General features: G+C 60.5%; 21 protein-coding genes and 1 pseudogene. 7 read left to right on the top strand and 15 right to left on the bottom strand.

Annotation, left to right across the window (positions count from 1 at the left end):
- Positions 1 to 252: 252 nt before the first annotated feature.
- A pseudogene (locus AC04P6_RS00345) lies at positions 253 to 897 on the top strand (ammonia-forming cytochrome c nitrite reductase subunit c552); the annotation flags it as partial.
- 30 nt (positions 898 to 927) lie between these two features.
- Complete coding sequence (locus tag AC04P6_RS00340) at positions 928 to 1,137, top strand: hypothetical protein (protein ID WP_475564600.1); 210 nt, start codon at positions 928 to 930, stop codon at positions 1,135 to 1,137.
- A 68-nt stretch (positions 1,138 to 1,205) separates the two neighbouring features.
- On the opposite strand, the gene AC04P6_RS00335 is transcribed toward AC04P6_RS00340, so the two are convergent.
- The 7 genes from AC04P6_RS00335 to AC04P6_RS00305 form a co-directional block, all read right to left on the bottom strand.
- Positions 1,206 to 1,787 carry a class I SAM-dependent methyltransferase gene (locus AC04P6_RS00335; RefSeq protein WP_475564599.1) on the bottom strand — a complete coding sequence of 194 codons (582 nt, stop codon included), beginning with the start codon at positions 1,785 to 1,787 and terminating at the stop codon, positions 1,206 to 1,208.
- An 11-nt stretch (positions 1,788 to 1,798) separates the two neighbouring features.
- Positions 1,799 to 2,551 carry an ABC transporter ATP-binding protein gene (locus AC04P6_RS00330; RefSeq protein WP_475564598.1) on the bottom strand — a complete coding sequence of 251 codons (753 nt, stop codon included), beginning with the start codon at positions 2,549 to 2,551 and terminating at the stop codon, positions 1,799 to 1,801.
- A complete protein-coding gene (locus AC04P6_RS00325; protein ID WP_475564597.1) occupies positions 2,551 to 3,648 on the bottom strand; it encodes a FecCD family ABC transporter permease in 1,098 nt (365 codons plus the stop codon). Before AC04P6_RS00325 ends, AC04P6_RS00330 begins: the two co-directional genes overlap by 1 nt.
- 23 nt (positions 3,649 to 3,671) lie before the next feature.
- On the bottom strand, positions 3,672 to 4,802 hold the full coding sequence (locus AC04P6_RS00320; protein ID WP_475564596.1) for an ABC transporter substrate-binding protein: 1,131 nt from the start codon (positions 4,800 to 4,802) through the stop codon (positions 3,672 to 3,674).
- 125 nt (positions 4,803 to 4,927) lie between these two features.
- Positions 4,928 to 5,728, bottom strand: a complete 801-nt coding sequence (locus AC04P6_RS00315; protein ID WP_475564595.1) for a metal ABC transporter permease — start codon at positions 5,726 to 5,728, stop codon at positions 4,928 to 4,930.
- A 44-nt stretch (positions 5,729 to 5,772) separates the two neighbouring features.
- A complete protein-coding gene (locus AC04P6_RS00310) occupies positions 5,773 to 6,450 on the bottom strand; it encodes a metal ABC transporter ATP-binding protein (RefSeq protein WP_475564594.1) in 678 nt (225 codons plus the stop codon).
- 8 nt (positions 6,451 to 6,458) lie between these two features.
- Entirely contained in the window at positions 6,459 to 7,457 is a 999-nt protein-coding gene (locus AC04P6_RS00305; protein WP_475564593.1) for a metal ABC transporter substrate-binding protein, read from the bottom strand.
- A gap of 272 nt (positions 7,458 to 7,729) precedes the next feature.
- On the opposite strand from AC04P6_RS00305, the gene AC04P6_RS00300 reads away from it, so the two are divergent.
- A complete protein-coding gene (locus AC04P6_RS00300) occupies positions 7,730 to 7,867 on the top strand; it encodes a hypothetical protein (protein ID WP_475564592.1) in 138 nt (45 codons plus the stop codon).
- A gap of 32 nt (positions 7,868 to 7,899) precedes the next feature.
- Here the strand turns inward: AC04P6_RS00300 and AC04P6_RS00295 are convergent, their stop codons facing one another.
- The 5 genes from AC04P6_RS00295 to AC04P6_RS00275 form a co-directional block, all read right to left on the bottom strand.
- Entirely contained in the window at positions 7,900 to 8,298 is a 399-nt protein-coding gene (locus tag AC04P6_RS00295; RefSeq protein ID WP_475564591.1) for a Fur family transcriptional regulator, read from the bottom strand.
- Between the two features lie 208 nt (positions 8,299 to 8,506).
- Positions 8,507 to 11,203: a bifunctional glycosyltransferase/CDP-glycerol:glycerophosphate glycerophosphotransferase gene (locus tag AC04P6_RS00290; RefSeq protein ID WP_475564590.1), complete on the bottom strand. Its 2,697-nt coding sequence runs from the start codon at positions 11,201 to 11,203 to the stop codon at positions 8,507 to 8,509.
- Between the two features lie 286 nt (positions 11,204 to 11,489).
- Positions 11,490 to 13,124: an FAD-dependent oxidoreductase gene (locus tag AC04P6_RS00285; RefSeq protein WP_475564589.1), complete on the bottom strand. Its 1,635-nt coding sequence runs from the start codon at positions 13,122 to 13,124 to the stop codon at positions 11,490 to 11,492.
- A 153-nt stretch (positions 13,125 to 13,277) separates the two neighbouring features.
- Positions 13,278 to 14,063, bottom strand: coding sequence for a helix-turn-helix domain-containing protein (locus tag AC04P6_RS00280; protein WP_475564588.1), 786 nt, complete (start codon positions 14,061 to 14,063; stop codon positions 13,278 to 13,280).
- Between the two features lie 37 nt (positions 14,064 to 14,100).
- Positions 14,101 to 14,970, bottom strand: coding sequence for a DMT family transporter (locus AC04P6_RS00275; protein ID WP_475564587.1), 870 nt, complete (start codon positions 14,968 to 14,970; stop codon positions 14,101 to 14,103).
- 295 nt (positions 14,971 to 15,265) lie between these two features.
- Between AC04P6_RS00275 and AC04P6_RS00270 the strand changes: the two genes are divergently transcribed.
- Both AC04P6_RS00270 and AC04P6_RS00265 read left to right on the top strand, forming a co-directional pair.
- Positions 15,266 to 16,003: a hypothetical protein gene (locus AC04P6_RS00270; RefSeq protein WP_475564586.1), complete on the top strand. Its 738-nt coding sequence runs from the start codon at positions 15,266 to 15,268 to the stop codon at positions 16,001 to 16,003.
- Between the two features lie 47 nt (positions 16,004 to 16,050).
- Positions 16,051 to 16,635 (top strand): TetR/AcrR family transcriptional regulator, encoded by a 585-nt coding sequence (locus tag AC04P6_RS00265; protein WP_475564585.1) that lies wholly within the window; start codon positions 16,051 to 16,053, stop codon positions 16,633 to 16,635.
- 1 nt (position 16,636) lies between these two features.
- Here AC04P6_RS00265 and AC04P6_RS00260 read toward each other — a convergent pair whose 3' ends face one another.
- Complete coding sequence (locus AC04P6_RS00260; protein ID WP_475564584.1) at positions 16,637 to 16,855, bottom strand: DUF6485 family protein; 219 nt, start codon at positions 16,853 to 16,855, stop codon at positions 16,637 to 16,639.
- 69 nt (positions 16,856 to 16,924) lie between these two features.
- Here AC04P6_RS00260 and crcB point away from each other — a divergent pair, with 69 nt between their 5' ends.
- Entirely contained in the window at positions 16,925 to 17,290 is a 366-nt protein-coding gene (gene crcB, locus AC04P6_RS00255; RefSeq protein WP_475564582.1) for a fluoride efflux transporter CrcB, read from the top strand.
- A 138-nt stretch (positions 17,291 to 17,428) separates the two neighbouring features.
- Here the strand turns inward: crcB and AC04P6_RS00250 are convergent, their stop codons facing one another.
- Positions 17,429 to 19,219 (bottom strand): hypothetical protein, encoded by a 1,791-nt coding sequence (locus AC04P6_RS00250; protein WP_475564581.1) that lies wholly within the window; start codon positions 19,217 to 19,219, stop codon positions 17,429 to 17,431.
- A 1,057-nt stretch (positions 19,220 to 20,276) separates the two neighbouring features.
- Here AC04P6_RS00250 and AC04P6_RS00245 point away from each other — a divergent pair.
- Entirely contained in the window at positions 20,277 to 22,328 is a 2,052-nt protein-coding gene (locus AC04P6_RS00245; protein ID WP_475564580.1) for a C69 family dipeptidase, read from the top strand.
- A gap of 102 nt (positions 22,329 to 22,430) precedes the next feature.
- On the opposite strand, the gene AC04P6_RS00240 is transcribed toward AC04P6_RS00245, so the two are convergent.
- A partial coding sequence (locus AC04P6_RS00240; RefSeq protein WP_475564579.1) for a LysR substrate-binding domain-containing protein occupies positions 22,431 to 22,817 on the bottom strand: 387 nt, incomplete at its 5' end.

The raw sequence follows: 22,817 nt of genomic DNA, 5'->3' as shown, positions 1-22,817 counted from the left end.
TCACGCCCATGCAGTACTGCCCGAAACAACTTTACACCACATTCGAAAGCGTCCCCAAAAACCCGCTTCGAAGTGTGCCTACACGCATTGGAGGCTTGTCCATAGGATTACGTTCGAGGAGTCGGCGGCATTGTGCGGTGGCGCCGATCAGGACATATAGGACCATAAGGAGGGGCCTTCAATGGTAAGAAAGAAGCTTGTCGTTACCATGGGCACGCTTGCCGTTGTCGCGATTGTCGCGGGAACGGCGCAAAGACGAAGGCCGCTTGCATCACCTGCAAGAGTCCGCAGTATTCCAACCTGGTAGACCAGGAGGGCGAAGCGGTGCATTCCCGCCCGTTCAACGAAATCATCGGCGAGCTGGATGAAAACGTGAGCTGCGCAAGTTGCCACGGCAACACGCCCATGAAAGACGGCGAGGCGTACTTGGAAGTCGACCGCGCCGAGTGGGTGCGCTCGATGGGCTCCGACCATACCGTGGCGTCGATGGAGGGCCAGGTCTGCGGGCAGTGCCACTGCGACTACTCGATGGCGCCCGGCACCAGCATTCCCACGAGCCCCTACGACAACGGCCGTTCCGACATGGTGCCCGAAAAGGCTCTGAAGTGGCACAACGACCACAACTACGCCGATTGGACGTACGCTTCCACGGGTGCGAAGATGCTCGCCGTACGCCATGCCGAATACGAATTCGTGTACGGCGGCGACAACGAGATTCTGCCGCAAGGCTCGCACATGCAGCAGATCCAGCGCGAGGCATGCTACTACTGGAACCTGGCTGCAGCCGAGAACAGCGAGGGCGCGCACAACCCCACGTACTATCGCCACACGCTCGACCTGGGCAATCAGCTCCTGGACGAGGGCGACGCCCTGCTGGGCATGTCCTCGGTAGCGTAAGCGCTTCGTCTTGCAGAAAGGAAGCGCACCATGAACGAAGAGAACATGTCGAACGCATCGCAGCCAACCAAGAAGCGCAGCAAGAAGCCCATCATCCTGGGAATCATCGTAGTGGCTATTGCCCTTGTGGGCATTGGCATGATGATCTGGCACGAGCAGCCTAGCTTCTGCTCCACGATGTGCCACATCGAGAGCACGTACGTCCAGAATTACTCGCAGGAACAGGCCTTTAACGGCTAAACATGACCGAACATAAGCAGCTGCTAGACAAGCGGCCCTGGCGATTCTCGTCAGGGCCGCTTTGCGCGCTATGCGCGTACGCCCGAGAAGGCGTAGAAGCCCGGAGTGTCCACCTGAGCCTCGAGCGTAAAGAGCTTTGCCCAGATGGCGCTCTCCTCGGCAACGGGACGAAGGCCCGTGCTCACGCCTGCGGCAACGGCGTCGTGATGCGCGTTGATAGTGTCCTTACCGCTACCATGGGCCACGGCGAAGCGCCCACCTGGCTTAAGCAGTCGATAGGCCTTTTCCACCAGGGCCTCTTTATCCATGAAGTGCGGGTACGCATTGTAGATGACCAGCGCATCGTACGGTTCGGACTCGTCGAGGTCAAGCACATCGCATGCAACGAACGACGCCAGCGGCTCGTCTGCGAACTTCTGGCACGCGATGTCAATCATCTTCTGAGATACGTCCACGCCCAGCACCGACGCACGCGCCTCGAGGTAATGTGGCGTCATCACGCCCGTGCCACAGCCAACATCGAGCACGCGCGAACCCTCGCCAATGCCGCACAGCGACAGAACGGCCCCCTGAACACGGCTTTTCGTGGTGTGCTCCATCTGATCCCACGACGCGGCGCGCGCGTCGAAATACTCGGCAATATCGCCCATACCCAGCTCCCTTACTTGGGGATGACCACGGGCCGGCCATCGTGCTCGATGACGTCGCAGTCCATCCCGTATACGCTCCTGATGCGCTGTGCGGTAACGACCTCGCGCCCGCCCAGCGCATCCACTTTTCCATCTTTCAAGAACAAGAACCTATCGCAATACCGCAGCGACAGGTTGATATCGTGCATAACCGCCGCAGCCGCAATGCCGCGCCCATCGACCTCGTCGCGGGCGGCCTGCATAACCTCCTGCTGATTGGCGGGGTCGAGATTGTTGGTGGGCTCGTCGAGCAGCAGCGTTTCGGCGCGCTGCACGAACGCGCGCGCCAGCGCCATCTTCTGGTACTCGCCACCCGAAAGCTCGTCGGTATAGCGCAGGGCATACTCGGCAAGCCCCAGGCGAGAAAGCACGTCGTCGACAACGTCGTAGTCGGCCTCGGAAGGCGCACCCTGCATGAGCGGGTGGCGCCCCAGCAGCACGGCGTCGTACACCGTGAGCCTGTTCGCATGGCTATGCTGCGCGACGAGCGCAATCTTGCGTGCGCGATCGAGGCGCTTCACCTCGGCAATGGACACGCCATCGAGCAGCACCTCGCCGCGCTCGGGCCTGCGCATGGCCGAAAGGCACGAGAGCAGCGTCGACTTGCCGCACCCGTTCACGCCCAGAATCGCAAGGAACGACCCAGGCTGGATGTCGATTGAAATCCCCTGCAGCAGGGGCCTATCGGGTCGATAGGAGTAATGGAGGTCGCGCGCTTCGAGCATTAGCGGTTAACCCCCTTGAACAGCAGGTAAATGAATATCGGCGCGCCCACGAACGACGTGATAGCCGAAATGGGCAGAATGAGCGGCGCCACCACTACATGGCACAGAATATCGGAAACGAGCAGCAGGCCCGCACCCGCCAGGGCGGAAGCCGGCAGCAGGAAGCGGTAATCGGAACCCAGCAAGCGACGCATGATATGCGGCGCGACCAAGCCCACGAAGTTGATGATGCCGCAGAACGCGATAACCGTGGAAGCGGCAGCGCTGGCCACAAGCATGTTTGCCAGGCGCACGCGATTCACGTTCACGCCCAAGCCGTGAGCAAGCACCTCGCCCGACTCCATGGCGTTAAGCTTCCAGCGCTGCAGGAAGAAGAATACGGCGCTCACGAGCGTAACGCCCGCCATAATGGCCAGCTGGCTCTTGCTCACGCGGCTCAAATCGCCGAACGTCCAGAACACCACGGCGGCAACCTGGGAATCCTCGGCAAAGTACTGCACCAGCGTGGTGCCTGCCGTGAACGCCGCCGAAAGCGCGACGCCCAGCAGCACGATGCTTTCGGGCGTCATCTCGCGCACGCGCGAAAGCAGAAGAATCACGATAGTGGAAAGCATGGCGCCGCCAAACGCGCAGATCGCCGTGCTAACTGGCTCGGCCGTGGAAACACCCTCGTACGCTGCGGAAACGGCATCACCGCCCGCAAACACGATGATGGCAAGCGAGGCGCCGAACGCGGCACCCTGCGAAATGCCCAGCGTGCTTGCCGAAGCCAGCGGATTGCGCAGCACGCTCTGATACGAGCAGCCCGCAAGCGAAAGGGCGATGCCCGCCACGATAGCCGTGAGCACGCGCGGCAAGCGCAGGTTCTGCACGGCGGCCACGGCACGCGTGGACCCCTGCCCAAACAGGGCCATTACAACTTCTTGCGGCGAAAGCCCCAACGAACCCATGCCCATCGACAGCGTGGCGATTCCAAGCACCACAACGGCAAGCACAACCATAACGAGGCGCTTACGCCGGATGTACCCCGCGTAAACGCCCCGCGTAGCTTCGGTTCGAGCGGCAAGCCCCGTATTGGTAAGCTTTTCCTCGTCCATAGTTTGCGCTCGAACAGCCTTTCCTACGAGAAGGACAGGCTCTTAAATCCCATCTTGTTCTCTTTCATCGTCTGATAGAAATCGGCACCCAGCATGGTCGTGTAAATCTCGGAGTACTTGGCCTCGAGGTCGACGTCGGCGAATGCCTCGGGGTAAATGGTAGCACCGATGAAGTACGTATCGCAGATGCCCGTGTCGATATTGGTGCCATTGAAGTTGAAGAACGGCTGCGTGTACAGGTTGCCATTCTTGAAGGCCTTCAGGCTATCGAAGAGATCCTTATTGTTGGCGTAGTCCTCCTTCATGAGGTCCATGTTGCCAGCGTTCAGGAACATGTAGTCGGGATCCCAGTTCGCAATCTGCTCGAGGTCGACGTCGAGCGCGCCGTCCTGGCCAGTGGAATCGGCCACGTTGATGGCGTTCAGCTCTACCAGCGGAGCATAGTTGGCATACGTGCCCGTGAAGCTCTTGGCGCCCTTGTAGTTAACGGCACCCACGTACACGGTGGGCTTTTGGTCTTCGGGAATGTTGGCCGTGCGGCTTTCCAGGTCGGCATCCCATTCCTTCAGCTTCGCCACGACCTCGGCAGCATGGTCTTCCGTGCCCAGCGCCTCGGCAACGCAGGTAATGGACTTGTACACATTTTCGGTGAACAGCTGATTCTGGTAGCTGATGCCGACTACGGGAATGCCCGTGGCCTCCTGCAGCGCATCGCACTCATCGGCGCTGCGGCTGGAGATGATGACATCGGGATTCAGGCTCATGAGCTGCTCTTCGTTCACGTTGGTTTCCAGCAGGTGATTGCCATTGCTGGTGGCCGGCAGGTTTGCGAAGAGATCCTTGTAGACCACCGCATACGGGCGATTCATGGCCGGATCGGTTTCCATTTCGGTGACGGCAATCAGCTTGTCCTGGCCGCCGGCGTACACGACGAAGCGCGCGCCACTGCCAACCGTAGCCGCGGTTTCCACGTTCGCGGGAACCTCGACGCTGCGGCCATAGGCGTCCACCACGGTCTTCGTGGTGCTTTCGGTAGTTGCGGAAGAATTGCCCTCCGCGTTCGAGCCGCCCTGCGTGGCGCATCCCGCCAGCGCGAACACGGCCACGCACGCCGCAAGGGCGAGAACGATTACCGCTTTCAAGTGCTTACCCATGTCCTTTTTCCTCCCATGTTACGGATTGAGAATTGATAACATTGGCATGATAGCACCCCTTACCACACTGGCACGTGACATTTGCGTTAATTCGGCAGCAGGCGTAACAATCCGCGGCACGCACTTCAGGCACGCTTCACGAAAGGCCCCAGCAAGCTGAAAAGCGCGAAGGCAGCCACATCGAGCAATACGATGGTGGGCCCCACGGGCGTGCTGGCCAGAATGGAAACGAGCATGCCAGCAACCGAGCACGTCACGCCAATGCACGCCGAGATCACGGTGACGTTGCGGAACGTCCCCGACACGCGCATGGCCGAAAGAGAGGGGAACACCACGAGAGCGGAAAGCATGAGCGCACCCACCAAGTTCATGCCCACCACGATTACGAACGCAATCATGATGGCAATGACCAGGTTGTACCGCCCCACGGGCAAACCGCATGCGCGCGCGAATGCCTCATCGAACGTAACAGCGAAAACGCGGTTGTACAGCGCGGCAAACCCACCCACGACGGCAATCGACATAATGGCACACAGCCCCACATCGAAGCTGGTCAGCGTAAGGATCGATGTCGACCCGAAAAGCGTCGAGCACACGTCGCCAGCAATATTCGAGCGCGCGCCGAAGACGTTCATAACCAGGTAGCCCGCAGCCAAAGCCGCAACCGCCATCATGGATACCGCCGCATCGCCCTTGACCTTGGCCGACTGCCCTCGTCGAAACAGCAACACGGCGGCTAGCACGGTTACGGGCGCAATCACAAGCATGTTGCGCGTTACGCCCGCAACGGAAGCCACGGCATATGCCCCGAACGCCACGTGGGAAAGGCCGTCGCCGATATACGAGAGGCGCTTCATCACGAGCGTGGTGCCCAAAAGCGACGAGCACAAAGCAACGAGCGCGCCAACTACCAGCGCGTTAAGCACGAATGGATAGGATAGGTACGTCGAAAGCAACTCGATGGGACCCACTACGCCTGCCCACCCCGCTTCCACGCGGCAACGGGAGCATACGCCGCCGAACCGCCCTTAACCTCAAGCACATGCGTGGCATGCGGCAGAGCGGCCGCTACATCGTGCGTGACGCAGAGCACGCCCGCACCCGCGCTACGCAGCTCGTCGACGATGCCGTAAAACGAATCGGCGGCATCGGGGTCGAGCCCCGTCGTAGGCTCGTCGAGCACCAGAAGGCTCGCCTCGGAAGCCAGCGCGCGAGCCAGGAGCACGCGCTGCTGCTGCCCACCGGAAAGCGACCCGAACGGCGCGTTTTTCAATCGCATCGCGCCCACGCGGCGAAGCGCGATTTCGGCGGCCGCGCGGTCTTCGCGATTGTAGAACGGACGGTACCCCAGGCGAGACGCCCTGCCCGAAATCACAATCTCCCACGCGGATGCGGGGAAATCAGCCTGCGACTCGCCCTTTTGCGGAAGATACCCCACCTCGCATGCCGGAGCTCCCCCGCCCAGGGAAACCTCGCCCGCGAGCGGGGGAAGCAATCCCAGAACCGTTTTCAGAAGCGTCGACTTGCCGGCGCCGTTTTCCCCAACCACAAACAGCGCATCGCCCGGGCCGACGGAAAAATCGACAGACGAAACAACGGGCACACCCGCGTATCCCGCGGAAAGCCCCCTGCATGCTAGATACGACATGGCACCCCCTACGACAATGCAGCCGCTAGAACGTCAAGATTGCGCTCCATGGCGCCAAGGTAGCTTTCGCCCGAGGCGACATCGGCCGCAGTAACCGACTGCAGCGAATCCATCACCAAAATCCCCTGGCTCTTGTCGCGGGTGCTGGCAATCACCGTCTTCGCAATCGCCTCATCAGAGCCCTCGATCACAAGCACGTTGGATACGCCCAGCTCATCTACTTTCTGAGCAAGAAACGCAATCGTCTCGAAGCTTGCCTCGGTTTCAGCGGAGCAACCCACGAATGCGGCATAATACGAAAGTCCATAGTCATCCACGAGGTAGCGGAAGGGGAAGCGATCGGCAAACACGACCGTGTCCTTGGCTGCCGCCGCTACGGCTTCGGCGTAACGCGCATCGAGCTTGGATAGCTCAGCCTTATACACATTGGCGTTTGCGGCGAATTCGCCGGCATGACCCGCATCCACATCCGCCAATTCAGCCTGTATGGCGTCCACCAGCACTTGCGCATTCTTCAGCGATAGCCAAACATGCTCGTCATATTCGGGCTCTTCCGCTTCGCCCTCGCCAGGCTCTTCCTCATCCTCGGCCTGCATGCCTTCGACGAGTTCTTCCTCCACGGCAGAATCGCCCAGTACTTCCATCATGTTCACCGTATGCAACGCAGAGGAGCCAGCGGCCGCAACGGCTTCTTCAGCCCAGGCATCCGACTCTCCACCCACATACACGAACAAATCGGCATCGGCAATGCTCGCGATATCCTCCACACTCGGCTGATAGCTGTGCAAGTCTACGCCACTGGCCATGAGATACGTGATTTCGTAATCGTCGGCCCTGTCGCCCACAACCTGCCGCACCCAGTCATATGCGGGGAACGTCGCGCACACAACCTTGATCTTTTCCGTCTGGGCATTCGCGGGCGTGGGAGCGCTAGAGTTCGAACAACCCGCAAGCAGCCCAAGACACAGCAAAGCCACCACCACAACGGTGCAAATAATCTTCTTCATGTCGAATTACATCCCTTCGCGGCACAATGCCGCACAGCAGTCTTCTATGCTCATTCAGGCGCGTCGCGCCTTTGGGATGCAGCTTAGATTCTAAGAAGAACGCCCCTGCCAACAGGAGTTTCGTTGGCAGAAATAAGAAAAGGGGCAAACGCGGCGAAGCGCGCAGACCCACCGAACAGCACAGGAGCGCCGATGCGCGGTCGCGGAAGACGCAGCAGGAACCGAACCGCAGTGCGCGCCAGGGCATATGCCACGCACAGGGCCAAAACCGCATGCGCAAACGCCACGACGGCGCACATAGCGCAGCCATCGCCCGCGCAATCATGATCGTGGAGCAGCTCTATGAGGACGCAGCTCACGAACGCCAGCACAGCAAGAACCACGCCAAGGCGTCGGTTCTTCCCCGCTAACAGGCCTAGGAGCGACGTGAGAAGAGCTTGCATCACACGCCCCTGCAAGCGTCGCACAGCCCGTAGAGCACGGTACGTGCGGGGTCGATTTTGAATCCGTGATGGGAAAGCACGTGGTCGGAAAACTCCTCGACCATGCTGCAGTCGAGGGGAAGCGCGCGACCGCACTCCAAGCAGACAAGCTGCCCCGAAACGGTGGCATTGGCGATGCGATAACGAGCCTCGCCACCAGGCGACATGGCCTTCAACGCAGCGCCTTCGGCAGCCATCGACTCCAAACGACGGTACACCGTGGAACGGCCGACGCGCTCACCAGCCGACGACAAAGCGGCCCACACCTCGTCGACGCTCACATAGCAATCGGCGCATTTCGCCAAATGGGCGGAAACCATCTCGCCCTGCTTCGTCTTATATCGTCGCTGCTCGGTCACCGTACCGCTTTCTTCTGAATTTGAATTTCGATTTCAGATTCTAGCCACGCACGCCGCGCCTATCAATCGGAAACACCCTCCCCAACAGATTGCACACATCCAGCCTGCACCCCTTCACACGAACAGGTGCAGCATGCTCGGCTACGCGCAAGCGGGAAAACGACAGGGCCATCGGTGCGGTTTCACTGGCATCCGCACCGTGAACGCCCTACTCGATGGACAGAATACCCTCGATGACTTCCTTGCACCTGCTGGAACCCGCCGGAGGCTCGTAGAAGAACGCATCGGCACGCGCGCGGTACTCGCTATCCAGAACGGGGTTCTCCATCAGCGCAATCAGGTTCGACACCGTGGTGTCGAGGTCGCGGCACACCGGCCCAAAGCCATCGCGCTCGTACTCGAAGTAGCCGTGCCCCCACGGATGCAGGTCGTAGAACGTGTCGTAATCGAACTGCGCGTACAGCACGGGCTTGCGCAGCAGGGCGAAGTCGAACGCAACCGAGGAAAAGTCGGTCACCATCACCGAAGACGTTATGAATTCACGGCGGTAATCGTACTCGGTCTTCACCGTGGCAAATGGGCTCGTGAACTTATGCGCCTCTTCCATGAAGGCGGGATGAATGAGGAAATCGATTGCGTAACCCAGGCGCTCAGCCGCTTCCGCAAAACGCTCATCGTTCAGAAGCGCCTGATAAAACGCGTAGTAATCCGTCTCCTCGAAACCGGGGTTCTGCGCGCGCTTGCCCGTTTGCGGGTCGGTTTTGCCCGCAAGATGATCGCGCCACGTGGGAGCGATGAGCACCTTCTTCTGGGGAGCGGTCTCCTTCGCCTCGGCGATAAGCCCATCGTGACGCGGGAAACCCGTGAGCTTCACGACATCAGGGCCGTACCCGTATGCGGGCGTGTTCAAGATGGAATCACGCTCGCGCGGCGATGCGGTAACGAACAGGCGAATATCCTTATTCCACCTATTCAACCAGCTCGACATATCGTCTTTCGTAATGCCGTGCTGCAGGAACACGAACTTGTATTTCTCAAGTCCACGAATGTATTTCTGCTTGTCGCCGAAGGGGTTGTACACAAAGGCATCGGCAGCGGAAGACACGATGAAATCGGCACGCAGATGCAGTTTCTTGTGGCGCTCGGAGCCAAACGCGACGACTTCGCCATACTGGGACATGCGCTCGAAATCGGGCGAATCCTGGTTCAGGAGGAAATACGGCTTCACGCCCTTCACGGGATGCTGCGCTAAGTAGCGAAACAGGGCCTCGGCGTTATCGCCGGCCATCACGGTGCGGTCGAGGAGCAACCATACCTGATCCGTATCCTTCTCGTGGCGCATCGCGTAATAACGGTACTTCAGCACGTCGATTGCCTTGCGCTCATGCACGATATCGCCCTGGAACAGCAACTCGCGCTTTTTGCGCCACAGCTTGGTATGGCGCTCGACTTTGATGGAATTCTGCGCTTCGCCGCGACGGACAAAGATATCGTCGAACTGGGCATACGCATTGCCCCTAGCCCAGAAACGCGCACGGGAGCCCCATTCCAGGGTCGCATCCCACGCGTGCTCGCACAGAACCACCTGGAAGGACACGATGCCGCACGGCACGGTGATTTCGAAACCGCGCTCGAAGAAGTAGCGATCGGCGAAACGCGCGTTCGCAGAACGGTCATAGCGCGTAAACAGCCTTCCCTCGACAACCTGGGCTCTCTTGCCCGATTCGGGATCCTCCACAATCGCGCGAACGCCCACGCGATCCGCGTCCACCGAGGTATGCAGGCGACCCTCTATTTTCAGGCAATCGCCCTCACGCTGCAGGAAATCGACGCGCATGCGCGCCTCGCCACCAGCACCCCAGCACAGAACGGGGTCCGCGCCGTCCTTCTCGAAGAAGAGGCCACGGTCGGTGAAATGCAGGCGCTTCTGAATCTCGCTAAAAGGCGCGTCGTACTTCAGCGCAAGCACGCTCAGCTTCTGAATGCGATACAGATTGCGCTGCGAGAAGATGATTGGCTCGTCGATATCGCGAATAAGGTTCACGAGGCGCTCTTTATACTTCGCCATCTGGGCGTCGTCGAGCGGACATGGGCGCACGGACTTCACGCGCCATTGCAGGTCGTACATCACCGTGTGCTGGATAAACGGCAGCACGCGCCCATACAGCGACCGTGACTCCTCGAAGAGGCGAGCATTGCAGCGCTCAACCGGTTTCTCGTACCACTCCACCATCGAGTCACTAGTGTCGATGGCCGAACCGGAAGCATAGCGCTTGCGATACCAGTACACTGGCGTGGATACCACGGCATAGCGGGGATTGCGCAGCAAGATGCAATTGATGACCAGGAAGTCCTCGCTCCAGCGCAGACTCCCGTCAAAATACTCGGGCTTGATGAGCTCGCGCCTGATGAATGCGTTGGTCATCGAAAGCTGGGGCTTATCCCAGTCGTATTCCAAATCGAAAATGGCATCGTGCTTGAACTTGTAGCCCAGCGGATGCTCGCCCGTTTTAGCCTCGAAGAACAGGTGCTTCGCCGCGCAGAACGCGATTTCGGGATGCTCGCGCAGATACGGCAAGACGCTGGAACATGCGTCCTCGCTCCACTTGTCATCGGCATCCAGGAAGTTAACGTAGGCACCGTCGGCCACTTTCAGGCCCGCAAGACGCGCGGCGGTCACACCGGCGTTTTCCTGGCGGATGAACGTAATGTTCTGGGGAAACGAATCGACGTAGGCCTTGCACACGCTGACGGTATTATCGATGCTGCCGTCGTCTACGATAATGAGCTGAATGTTCTGCTCGAACCCGATGTCCTGGCTCAAGACGCTCTCGATGGCGTCGGGCAAATAGTCGGCGCAGTTGTACGCCGGAATGACGAACGAAAAGAGGTGGCCTTGTTCCATAATGTCCTTCTTTTGCACCCATATCGCAAACGAGCCGACACGCCAGCGACGATAGCTTATCTTCTACCATGCGGATGTGAGCACCCTCCTGCGAAAACGCACAACGTTTAAGGTGAACGAACGCAAGACGCACGGCAACGGACCGCGTTGCGCGTCAACGCCTCGCCCCACGAACACGCAGACACGCTCCTCCAACAAAAATGCCCCGCATGCTGCAGACACGCGGGGCGAATCGCCTATCGTTTACCCAGGAGGGGAATGGGGAACGCGGCAGTTGGTATGCGAATTAGATGTCGGAACTCGCCGTGTTGCCAGCCAGAACGCCGCTCGCCAGCGAGAAGCCGTTGCAGGAACCGCCCTGGAAGTACGGCACGCTCCAGAAGTCGCCGTCAACGCCAGCCACGTACAGGCCATCGATCACGTCGTTGTTGGCGTCGACCGCGCGGCAGAAGCCGTCGGTCTTGATGCCGCCAAGCGTTACCCACGCGCCAGGGTTGTACTCGAACACGTAGTACGGGCCCTGATCGATAGCATGCATGTAATCGGCGGGCAGGAAGAACTCGTCGTCGTAGCCCTTGGCGCAGGAGTCGTTGTACGTCTTCACGGTTTCGGGAAGGTTCGTAAGGCCGAACTTCTTGGCCAGCTCATCAAGGCTATCGGCCTTCGCGGCCCAACCCTGGCTGATGGCTTCTTCGATCTTCTTATCGAAGTCGGAAAGCGTAACGTCCTGGAAGCCCATGAGCAGCGCAGGGCCCATGTTCACCTTCGTGCCTTCCGTGAGGAAGTCGAACACGGGGCTCGACTTTACGCGGTCGACGTAGGCCTGGTCGATGACGGTGTAGTAGTACGGGTCGCGCAGCATGGGCTCACCCGAGAACATCGTGAGCTCGCACATCTGCTGCTCGTTCATGAAGCGCTCGCCGCGCTTGTCCAGCAGGATGTTGCCGAACAGGGGCAGGTAGAAGCAGGGGTTCGTGCCACGGCCAGGAGCCCAGGAATAGGCAGGCGAAGCCTTCAGATTGGCAGCGCCCATCTCATTGCAGGAGATGGAGAAGTTCTTGCCAATCTGCGCGCCGGCTTCCTGGCACATCTTGATGCCGCCGCCGTCGTTCTGGCCCATGCCCTGGTTCACCAGCACGGCGCCCGCGAACAGCTCCTTGATCATGTCGGGGTTCGCCAGGAAGCCACCGGAGCACACGATAACGGCCTTGGCGTTGATCTGCGTTTCCGTCTTGCCGTTCTTGCAGATAACGCCCGTTACCGCACCGGAGTCGTCGACTACGAGCTGCTGGGCCTTGCAGTTGAAGATCGTTTCCAGGTTGGAACGCTGGGCGCACATGTCGCGGAAGTTATTCGCGCGGCCTTCGCCCTCCTCCAGGTAGATGTGGCCACCGCGAGACAGCATCGGCGTGTCCTTCGTGGAGCCCTCGAAGGCGTACATGAGCTTCACGCCGCCGTCGATGAGGTAGTTCGCGGCCTGCGCACTGGAGCGAATGATGTTGCGCAGCACCTTGCCGTTGCTCTGGTAATGCGTGCCGGGCTCGATCCATTCGAACGCTTCCTGCTCGGTAAGGTAGTCGGCATGCTTCAGCTGCTCCTTGCTGCCAATCATCCATGCGCCCGTGGTATGGGTGTTCGTGGTGCCCTCGAAGTTCTGGGCAGAGTCGATGGCGATGACATTCGCACCCTTGTCGGCAGCGGAAAGGGCTGCCATCAGGCCGGATGCGCCCAGGCCTACGACGACGATGTCGGCCTCGCGCGTCTCTTCGACGGCGATCTGCTCCTTAGCAGAAGGGGCGTCGCCCGCGGCATCCTTCTTGGCAGTGCCGCACGCGGCGAGCGAACCTGCAGCAGCCAGCGCAACCGCGCCAGCCAGGCCGCCCTTGATGAATGAGCGGCGGCTCACATCGATAGATTCCATAGTGGATCCTCCCTTGATTTCACGGCCTCCCTCCGAGGCCTCTGGGAGCATCATCGATGCTTCAGCCACTGCAAAGTCAAGCGCGAGTTTCGCGGGAAAACGCACCCAATTCCAGGGGAAAACGGCGGCAAACCCTACAGCCGCTGTAGGGTTCTACTCGCTCACTGGCTGCCACAGCACGTCGTAGCGCACCTCGTTTGGAACGTGGATGGTGCACAGGCGCTGCGTGTGGGCATCGCCCTTCGCCACCAGGCCGTGCCGCCGAATGAATTCCGCCACGCAGGCAAGGTCGCTGCGATCGGGCTCGAAGTCTTTCCCGATGCGCACGATGGCCTTCACAGCCTTCGACGCAGGCACGAATTGCGCTTCGGGGCTGCTGGGCACGCGCGCCGCGAACCGGCGCATCATCGCGTAGCCGACGCGAACGCCCGTGGGTTCCTGCACGCCGCCCTCGATGATGACGCTCGAGTCGGCAAAGGGGATGTCGAAGCCGTCGTTGCCGTCGGGAATGGGGTACGCGGAGGATTCCTTTTCCTCGGGGATCCACAACGGGGCCCAGTACAGCGAGGGCGAAGACATCAGAACGGGGTTGCAACCTGCGCCGATGGCCTCCGTGTCGCGAGCGCGGTCTTCGATGAACGCCTCGAGGTTTTCCAGAAAGGCGATTTCCTCGCGCAGCGCGCTGGCGCGATCTTGCAGCTTGCCGGCAACGGCGGATGCCTCTTCGGCGTGGAAGAGCTCGGCCGTTTCCTCGATGTCGAACCCGCACTCGCGGTAGTTGCGGCATTCCAGCAGGCGCGCCACGTCGTCGAGCGTGTACATGCGATACGTGCCCTCGCGGCCGCCCGATGGGCTGGCGACGCCGCGGCTTTCCAGGTAGCGCACGCCGCTGGGCGAAAAGCCCGTGAGCTTGGCCACCGTCCCTATTTTCAGCTTCATGGTCATCCCTCCCCCGCGATTGTACCCGAACGCGCAGCTACTCCCGCCGTCGCGCGAGCGCTTGGGGAACGTATTCGGAAACGACGATGGCGGCGAACACCACCGCGAAGCCCGCGAGCACGCGAAGCGTGAGGTTTTCGTAGCCCAGGCCGATGCTGAAGAGCACGCCGAACACCGATTCCAGAGAAAGGAGCAAACCGGCCGTGGCAGGCTCCACATGCGCGATGCCCACGTTCTGGAAGAGGATGGCGACCGCCGTGACCACAACCGCCAGGTAGACGATGGAGAGCCACGCCTCGACGGAGACGCTGGAGAGCGCGGGTGGCACGTCGGTGACCAGGGAGATGAGGCCGCAGCCCACCGAGATGGTGGCGAGTTGCCACATGGTGAGCACCACGGGGTTGCGCCCGCTGCCCCACTTCGCCATGAAGATGATCTGCAAGGCGTAGAAGAAGGCGTCGATGAGCGTCATGCCATCGCCGAAGCTTACGCTGAAGTCGCCGTTCAAGCTGATGAGACCGATGCCAGCCAGGCACATGAATGCGGCGACCACGTGGAAGCGGTTGGGCTTGCTGCGCGAGAATGCCCAGTTCAGGAACGGCACGATGACGCAGTATGACGCCGTGAGGAACGCGTTCTTGCCCGGCGTGGTATCGGTGATGCCCAGCGTTTGGAAGTAGTAGCCCGCGAACAGGGGCAGGCCGATGATGATGCCGTACTTGATGTGGTCGCGATCGAAATAGAGCTTGCGATGCTTCAGGAACACGAGCGCCATGACGAGAGTGGCCATGCCGAAGCGCACGCAGAGCAGCCATGCGGGCGGCAAGTCGTTCACCAGGTCTTTCATGATTACAAACGAGCTGCCCCAGATTACGGTGGCCAAAACGAGCAGCAGCTTGTACTTCACAGCGTGCGTCCTTCCGATGCGCGGGGTTTTCCCGATGATAGCAAGTCGCGGCCCGCCATGCCCAGCTGAAGCGCTCGATGCGCATCTTCTGCATGTAGCGATCAGCCGCACGATTCCAAAGCATTTGCCAAGGACAGCGCTCTAACGTTGTAGAAACAACAGCGCACTACGACGAGACCCGCTAGGATGCGAGCAAAACCGCAAATAGCCCGACCGAGCTTCACTGACGTCGCGAGCATCATGCGACCCATCGCGCCCCACCACACCTCGGCGCAACCCACGCAAGGAGACATGCATGCAGCCAACATCCCTCTTTCCATTCATCCCCACCATCGTGCCGAACATCGTGCAAGCGCTCGTGGTGGCGATCTCATTTACCCTGCTCTGCGCCAACACGCTTCGGAAGCATCCGGCGCCGTTCTACGTCGCAGTCATCGTTGCGGCAATAATCGCATCCATCAGCGCGGTTAAGGGCATCCCGGCGCTGTACGCCGTTGCGCGCCTGATGGGAAGCGTGTACACGGGCGTGGCGCTCTATCTGCTGGTTATGTTCGCGGGCGCACTGCCCCGCAGATGGAGCTTCACGCGCACGCTTCTTTCCGCGCGGAGCGAGCTTTCCATCCTGGCTGGGTTCATCATCATGGCGCACTCGATTCGCGTCGTAGCGATGGTGCCGCTATCGCTAACGTCGTACTGGGGCTCCATCTGGGGCAGCGCAGCTCCTTGGATGCTCGCTGCCACGACATTCGTGGGCGTACCGCTGCTTGTCTGCTTCCTCGTTCCCTGGATCACGTCGTTCAAGCGCGTTCGCAAGCGCATGAGCGGCAGGAAGTGGAAAAGGCTGCAGCGTCTGGCGTATCCGTTCATGGCGCTACTGGCGCTGCAGGGCCTGCTGCTGGCGATTGGGCATGCCGTCTACGTTGGCCCTGCATCGCCCGACTTCGCGGGGTACGTTTCCACTGCAGTTACGTACGCTGTCATTGGGGTCGCGTATTGTGCCTTTAAGCTGCATCTTGTGCGACAGAGGGCATGAAAAGCGTCTATAATGGGCAATAGGTTACATCTGTAGAAAGAGGTATCATGCCCGCAATCGAACGGAACCCCCGAGACTCCCGCCTTCGCTACACGAAGGAAAGCCTCTACCAATCGTTCCTGACGTTCCTCGCGGAAAAGCCCGTGAACGATATCACGGTCATCGAGGTGTGCGAGCGCGCGGGCATTTCGCGCAAGACCTTCTACAAGTACTATTCCGACCAGTTCGCATTGCTGCTAGCCATGCAGAACGACCTGTTCGAAGACTACAAGGATCTGCTGGATGGCAAGCCGGCAGATATCACCACCCTCACGCCCGAGCTGGTCGCGTTCGCGGACAAGAACCGCGTGCTCGTGAAGGCGGCGTTCGCAAATCGTGGCGAGGGCAATTTCGTGGACCGCGTACAGGAAGACCTCTTTGCGCGCTACCGTGCGGCATGGGAGGCGGCCAATCCGAAGCTTTCGCCCGCCGACGTGGAGTTCCTCTTCCACTTCGTGGTGTCGGGGCTGTTCGGCATCGTGCAACATTGGCTCATGGATCATCCGCAGCTTTCCTGCCAGGAAATCACCCAGCGTACTGCAGCGCTGTTGCACGTAGCCGACCCTCACCGAGAAGCCGCGTTCACGGGGTAGGCTAATTGGCCTTCTCCTGGCTAAGCACGGCGCGGGCGAAGTCCTCGTAGAAGTACGACTTGGGCTCTTCCGCCAAATCAAGCGAATTGAAGAAGCACGACGGAATCTCGCGCTCCTTGAGGTTCTTGGCAATGCACGGGCCGCATCCACGTTCCTGGTTCGTGGGATGCATAGGGCATTCCAAATCGGTACACGTGCAAAATGGACTTAGGTTGTTCATCGGGCCTCCTGGAAGGTCGATCGTCTGCTGGGGCTTATTGTAAAGCGCGCAAGCAAACGAAGGAGCACCATGTTTATCAACTGTCTCGCCGTAGGTGCGGGAGGATTCATCGGGTCCATCCTGCGCTACCTCATTGGAAGCATCATTCCCAGCGACATGTTTCCCTGGGGAACGCTAGCCATAAACGTCGTGGGGTCCTTTGCCCTAGCCCTCATCGCTGGCCTGGTCTTTCGCGGAACGATTGACAACGAGAGCGTATCGCTAATGCTGCGCGTAGGGCTCTGCGGCGGCTTCACCACCATGTCGACATTCAGCCTGGAGGTGGTCAACCTAGCCACCCGCGATGCCTGGCTGGCCGCCATTGGCTACGTAGCGCTCACCTGCGTACTATGCGTTGGCGCCGCATATGCTGGCGGGCTAGTCGCCAGGGGATAGCAAGCTCGCACGCAGACTTGGCTCGCGGTACGAACGCCAGCAATAAAGCCCGCCCTACCCAGGAAACAACCCAGGTAGGGCAGGCTTTCAACTACGGGGCGACCCGACACGCACGCTGGCCACAGCCAATTACGTGCCCTACGCCTGCCGCAGGCTCTTCACCGCAAAGCTGTACAGCGCGCTGATTGCGAAACAGATGAGGCCGCCAATCACCAGACCCATCACGCGCGCAAGCGAATCGAGGAACAGCAGGTCGATCGTCACGAGCTTCAGCACGCTCAGCAGCACCAGAATCAGGCCGTACAGGCGCAGGCCGCTCATGCGTGCCGCAAACCCCACGATGACGCATACAAGCGCGCAGGCCATGCAGGCAATGCTCCATGCGATGCCACCATCGACCCAGGGCGTGCAGAAGAGCAGGCACGACAGCACCATACCCGTCACGCCCACGGCGAATAGCACGGCGCCCGTCTGCCCCATCTTCATCGCGCGCATCTGCAAGCCAATGGCCAGCGCCAGACCAACAACGTACACGGCACCCAGCGCAACGGAAGTGGAAACGTCCAGGCACTCGGTGAATTCCGGGAACCCGAAGAACGTCATGAACGCCGCATCGACGCAGAGCAGCACGAACGCCACTATGTCGAACGCAACGGCTTCGAGGCCCCGGCGCAGCGCCATCGCGCTCAGCGCAACCAGCCAGAGAACGCCCAGCATGGGAACGCAATCGAAGAAGAGCGTGTGCACGCCGTACACGCAAAGGGCCAGCGCCTCGATGCTCAGCAGCAGCGTTACCGCGAACACGGCCAAGCGCCTTGCGCAATCAACCAGCGAGGAATCGGCCGGAAGCTGACCGGCAACGGCGGCATTGCGGCTCGCGATGCTGCGGGCGAACAGTACGAGCGCGAGCATGACGAGGCCAAACAGAATGGCGGAAACCAGGATGGCCCACGTCTCGGCCGTGAAGTTCACGATGTCGCTCGGGCCGACCAACATCGTGGGAATCGCCTGAGCCAGCGTGCTGAACACGTTTACGCGCATCGCCGTGGCGAGTGCCAGCACGCCAAGAACCACCAGGAAGCGCCACCTCGAAAGCGCACGATACCGGTCGGCGGGAGCAAGCCTCTTGCATTCGCTCCAAATCGAGGCGAACAGCAGGCAGGCAAGCGCGAGCGTGGTGGCAAACTGCACGAACAGCAGTGCGACAGCCCAGCCGACGGCATCGCCGCTGGTTGAGTGGCCGAACGTGAAGGCGAAGCTCACCCACAGACGCAGCCCCACGGCAACGCTCAGCGCCAGCGCCACCAGCACACTCGTGCGATACATCTTGCGAAACACCAGCAAGTTGCCAACGATCACAATGGAGCTCGCGCCAATCTGGTAGCCCACGACCAGCGGCAGCTTCGGGCTATCCGCTGCACAGCCCAGACACACCGAAAAAGCCAGGCCCAGCTGCAGCACAATCTCCAGCAGCATCGACTCGGTCTTCCAGATGAGCACCATGCACACCGCCATCCAGAGCAACAGGAGCGCGTACGCCGGTAGCTCGCTAAGCATGCCGAAATGCACGTGCGTCGCGAAGATTGAAATGAACAGCGACCCCATGCCGCACCCCATGAGCGCCGACGAGAAGGGATTGCGCTTGAAGATGGCAAGCAGGCTGCCCGCAACCGCCAGTGTTCCCGAGAGCGCGAACATGAACGCAACCTTCAGCACGTCATCGAAGAGCGGGATCATGGTCACGCCAAGCAGAAGGAGACCGGCGAACACCAGGACGGAGGCCAGGATAGCCGTAACGTTACGGCCAAGCACTTCTTCCGCACCGGCGGCAGGGGCCGACGGAGTCAGCGTGGGAGCCGGGGAACATGAAGCGCCCGCCGGCGCGGCAGCCACGGGGGCGTACTGCCCCGCGCTCGGAGCAAGCGGCATCGACGCAGGAGGGACGGGAGCCGATGCGGCTCGCACCTGAGCGGGGGGAACATACGCGGGCGCCGAGGCCTGCGAGGGAACGGGCGCGGGCGCCGCATGAGTTTGCGGCTGCGGCGTCGGCGCGGCGACCCCCATCGAATGGGACGGAACACCTTGCTGCTGCAACGAGATGGGAGGTTCGGGCAAGGGGCCCTTCGTGCTATGCATTGTTCTTCCTTTCCTGTTACATCAGTAACATCTGTCTCCATATTAGAGACAGATGTTACCTTTTGCAAGTGGCAGCTCGAAAAAACTTTCCCATCCGCAGCGCAAAACGCCCGGGCGCAAAACCCGCCCCATGCTCGCAACGTTACGAAATGCATTCAAAAACGGCACGGCAAAATCGCCCATGCGATAATTTCACCCGCAAACTCAACACCTTCGCACTGGCGTGACGGGGCCGCGTCACGCCAGAAAGCCCGGGAACGCGAAGAAATCCCATGCAACAATCCAACATCGAAGAGCGCATCGCGCGCCCCAAACGATGCATGATGTGACCAGCCCGCATAACCCCCGAAGCCACCCCGACCTCTCGCCGTTGCCTTACGCAATCCCGCATAACGAGCCACATCAACCCCTCGCGAGGTCTCAGCACTTCTAGCCTACGTGTGCAACAGTTTTCCGAATGGCGTCATCGCTTCCGCTGGGGCGATGCTCAGGCGAAATGAAAACACGTGCAATTATATGCACATATCTGCATAATCCCAGGTAAATTACCAATATCGCATTCGCGGAAAAACTGGCGAAGCTTTCAAAGTTTGTGGGGTTTGCGGTCGAATTGTGAAGGTATAATGCAGGCCGTTTGGGAATGCCGGCTATGACAAGGGAGATGCCATGGCCGACTTGGATGGGGCGCATTTGGGGTCTCGCGCAATATCACTGCCGCGTCTTCGAATGGCACAAAGAGAAGGTACGCCTCCATCGCAAGGACAACGAAAGGGATGAGAACATGAGTGTGCATTTCAGATTCTCCAGAATGTCGAGAGCGCTTGCCGCAGGCGCATTATCACTGTCCTTGGTGATTTCGCCCGCCACCGCGCTGGCCTGCACGCAGGTCTACGTGGGCTCCGACCTCACGAGCTCGGGCGACACCATCTACGGTCGTTCGGAAGACGCCGCAAACCGCTACATCAAGCAGTTTGGCGTCGAGCAGGCAACCGCGGGCAAGACGTACTGGAGTGGCGAAAACGGCCCCGAACAGGATTCCGCCCAGAACTTCACGCGCACGTCCCCGGGGGCCACGTTCCGCTATACCTACGTGCGCGACCTGCCCTCCGATTGGGATGACGCGCCCAACGCCTACTCCGAAGCGGGCATCAACGAAAAGGGCGTCACCGTCGACTCCACGCTCACGACCGCCGTGAACGACGCCGTGAGCAACATCGACCCGCTGCTCGACAACGGCATTGGCGAATACAGCATCGCCGACGTCGTGCTCTCCGAGGCCTCCACGGCGCGCGAGGGCGTAGAGCTCCTTGGCTCCATCATCAACGAACAGGGCTCGCAGGATTGCAACCAGATTTGGATTGGCGATCCGGATGAGGTGTGGAACTTCCAGCAGCTCTCCGGCCATCAGTGGATTGCCATTCGCATGGACTCCGATGTCGCGTCCGTGAATCCGAACATGTCGTGCCTGCAGTACGCGGTCGACATCAACGACACGACGCGCTGCCTGCATTCCGCAGGCCTGGTGGCCGTCCCCACCGAAGCTGGCACGATTGCGACCTTCGAAGACAACTCCATCAATGTGGCCAAAAGCTATGGCCTCGACAATGATGGCGTGGGCCAGAATACCCGCTACGTGCAGGGACATAAGTACTTTGGCGACAACCTGGTCGCAGGCACCGATTACACGCTGAACGAAAAGGGGCAGGTGGCCTCCATCGCCGACCCGCAGCTGTTCTTCCAGCCGGGCGGCAGCGACTACACGCTCACCAACGTGCTGCGTTCGATTGCCGCTCGTGGCGAGGGTACCGACGTCGACGCGAATGAGAACGCAGATCTGTACGCCATCGGCAACAACCGCACCGTCGAGGGGCATATCTTCCAGTGCCGCGAGGGGCTGGACGACCAGCTGGCCACCGTACAGTGGATGGCCCTTTCGCGCGGCGAATTCAGCGTGTTCGTGCCGAGCTATTCCGCACTCCTCACCGAGACGGATGCCGAATACTACCCCTCCGCCGAGACGTTTGACGACGACACGTCGCACGTAGGCTACGAAAACGAGGGCAATGATGCCACGAAGGTTGCCGCCAACGAGGCGCGGGCCATGGAAGACGCCGATTCCAAGGCGCTTGCCTACGTGTTCATGGACCTGAACACCCTGGCATACAACCATCGCGCCGACACCGCCAATGGCGTGCGTGCGTATCTCGACGCACTGCAGGCTGAAATCGTAGAGCAGCAGGATTCCGTCGACGAGCTGATGCAGGCCGCCCAAGGCGACGAGGCACGCACCGCTTTCGCGAACAAGGCGAATTCCGTTGCCGCGCGCGAGGTCTACGACCATGCGCATGCCCTGCTCACCGAACTGCGTGCATATCTGAGCGAGGGCGATTTCTCCACGCCGTTCGCTTCCACCGGCCTGAACGCGCAGGGCGAGCTGACCGACCCCGTGACCTACGCGGACGATATGGCCGCGTACGCGCAGGGCGACGAGGAAGAAAGCGCGATGATGTTCCGCCTGTACAACCCGAATTCGGGCGAGCACTTCTACACGTCGAACGAGGCGGAGCGACAGAACGTCGTTGATGCCGGTTGGACCTACGAAGGCGTTGGCTGGGTTGCTCCCGTGGAGTCCGACGCGCCCGTCTATCGCCTGTACAACCCCAACGCGGGCGACCATCATTACACGATGAGCTCCGATGAGCGCGACGTCTTGGTGTCGCTCGGATGGAACTACGAGGGCATTGGCTGGTACTCCGCCGGCAAGGACGGCACGCCCGTCTGGCGCGAGTACAACCCCAACGCCATCGCCGGTGCCCATAACTTCACGACGAGCATGGAAGAGCATGTTACCCTGGTTGGCCTGGGCTGGTCGGGCGAGGGCGTAGCCTGGTACGCCCTGTAGGCTTCGCAGCCACATACAAAACTCGGAATGGGGAAGGCGAGCATATCGCCTTCCCTTTTTAGTGCACGGAGACCGAATGGGAAAGCGAGCAGAACGCTATCGCTAGCAGTGCATGACGCGATGGGCCTCCATGGCCGAAACGAATTCCTGGTCGGCAGGGCTTAGCGCGCGATCGGCACGCCACGCGAGCGAAAAGCCCCAGGACGCATCGGTTATCGGAATGGCCACGAAGCCTTCCTTCGCGAAAATGGGAATATGCGGACGAAGCGTGATGGCGCAGCAATCGTTCTGCATGGCAAGCTCGAGGACCTCGATCATCTCGTCGCCATAAAGCAACGTGCAGCTCTCTTCGCCCTCTTCAAGCGGGCGAAGCTCCTCGCGCACGTTCTTGAATTCCGTGGGCGTAAGGCATGCGACCGTCTGCCCCGCCAAGTCGCTCTTCCGCACCTCGGCGCGCTGCACCAGCGGCGAATCGGGCCGCACGCACAG

This window comes from Denitrobacterium sp., from assembly GCF_056180635.1.
The sequence above is the reverse complement of the archived record's forward strand: the minus strand, read 5'-3'. Positions and strand labels throughout refer to the sequence as shown.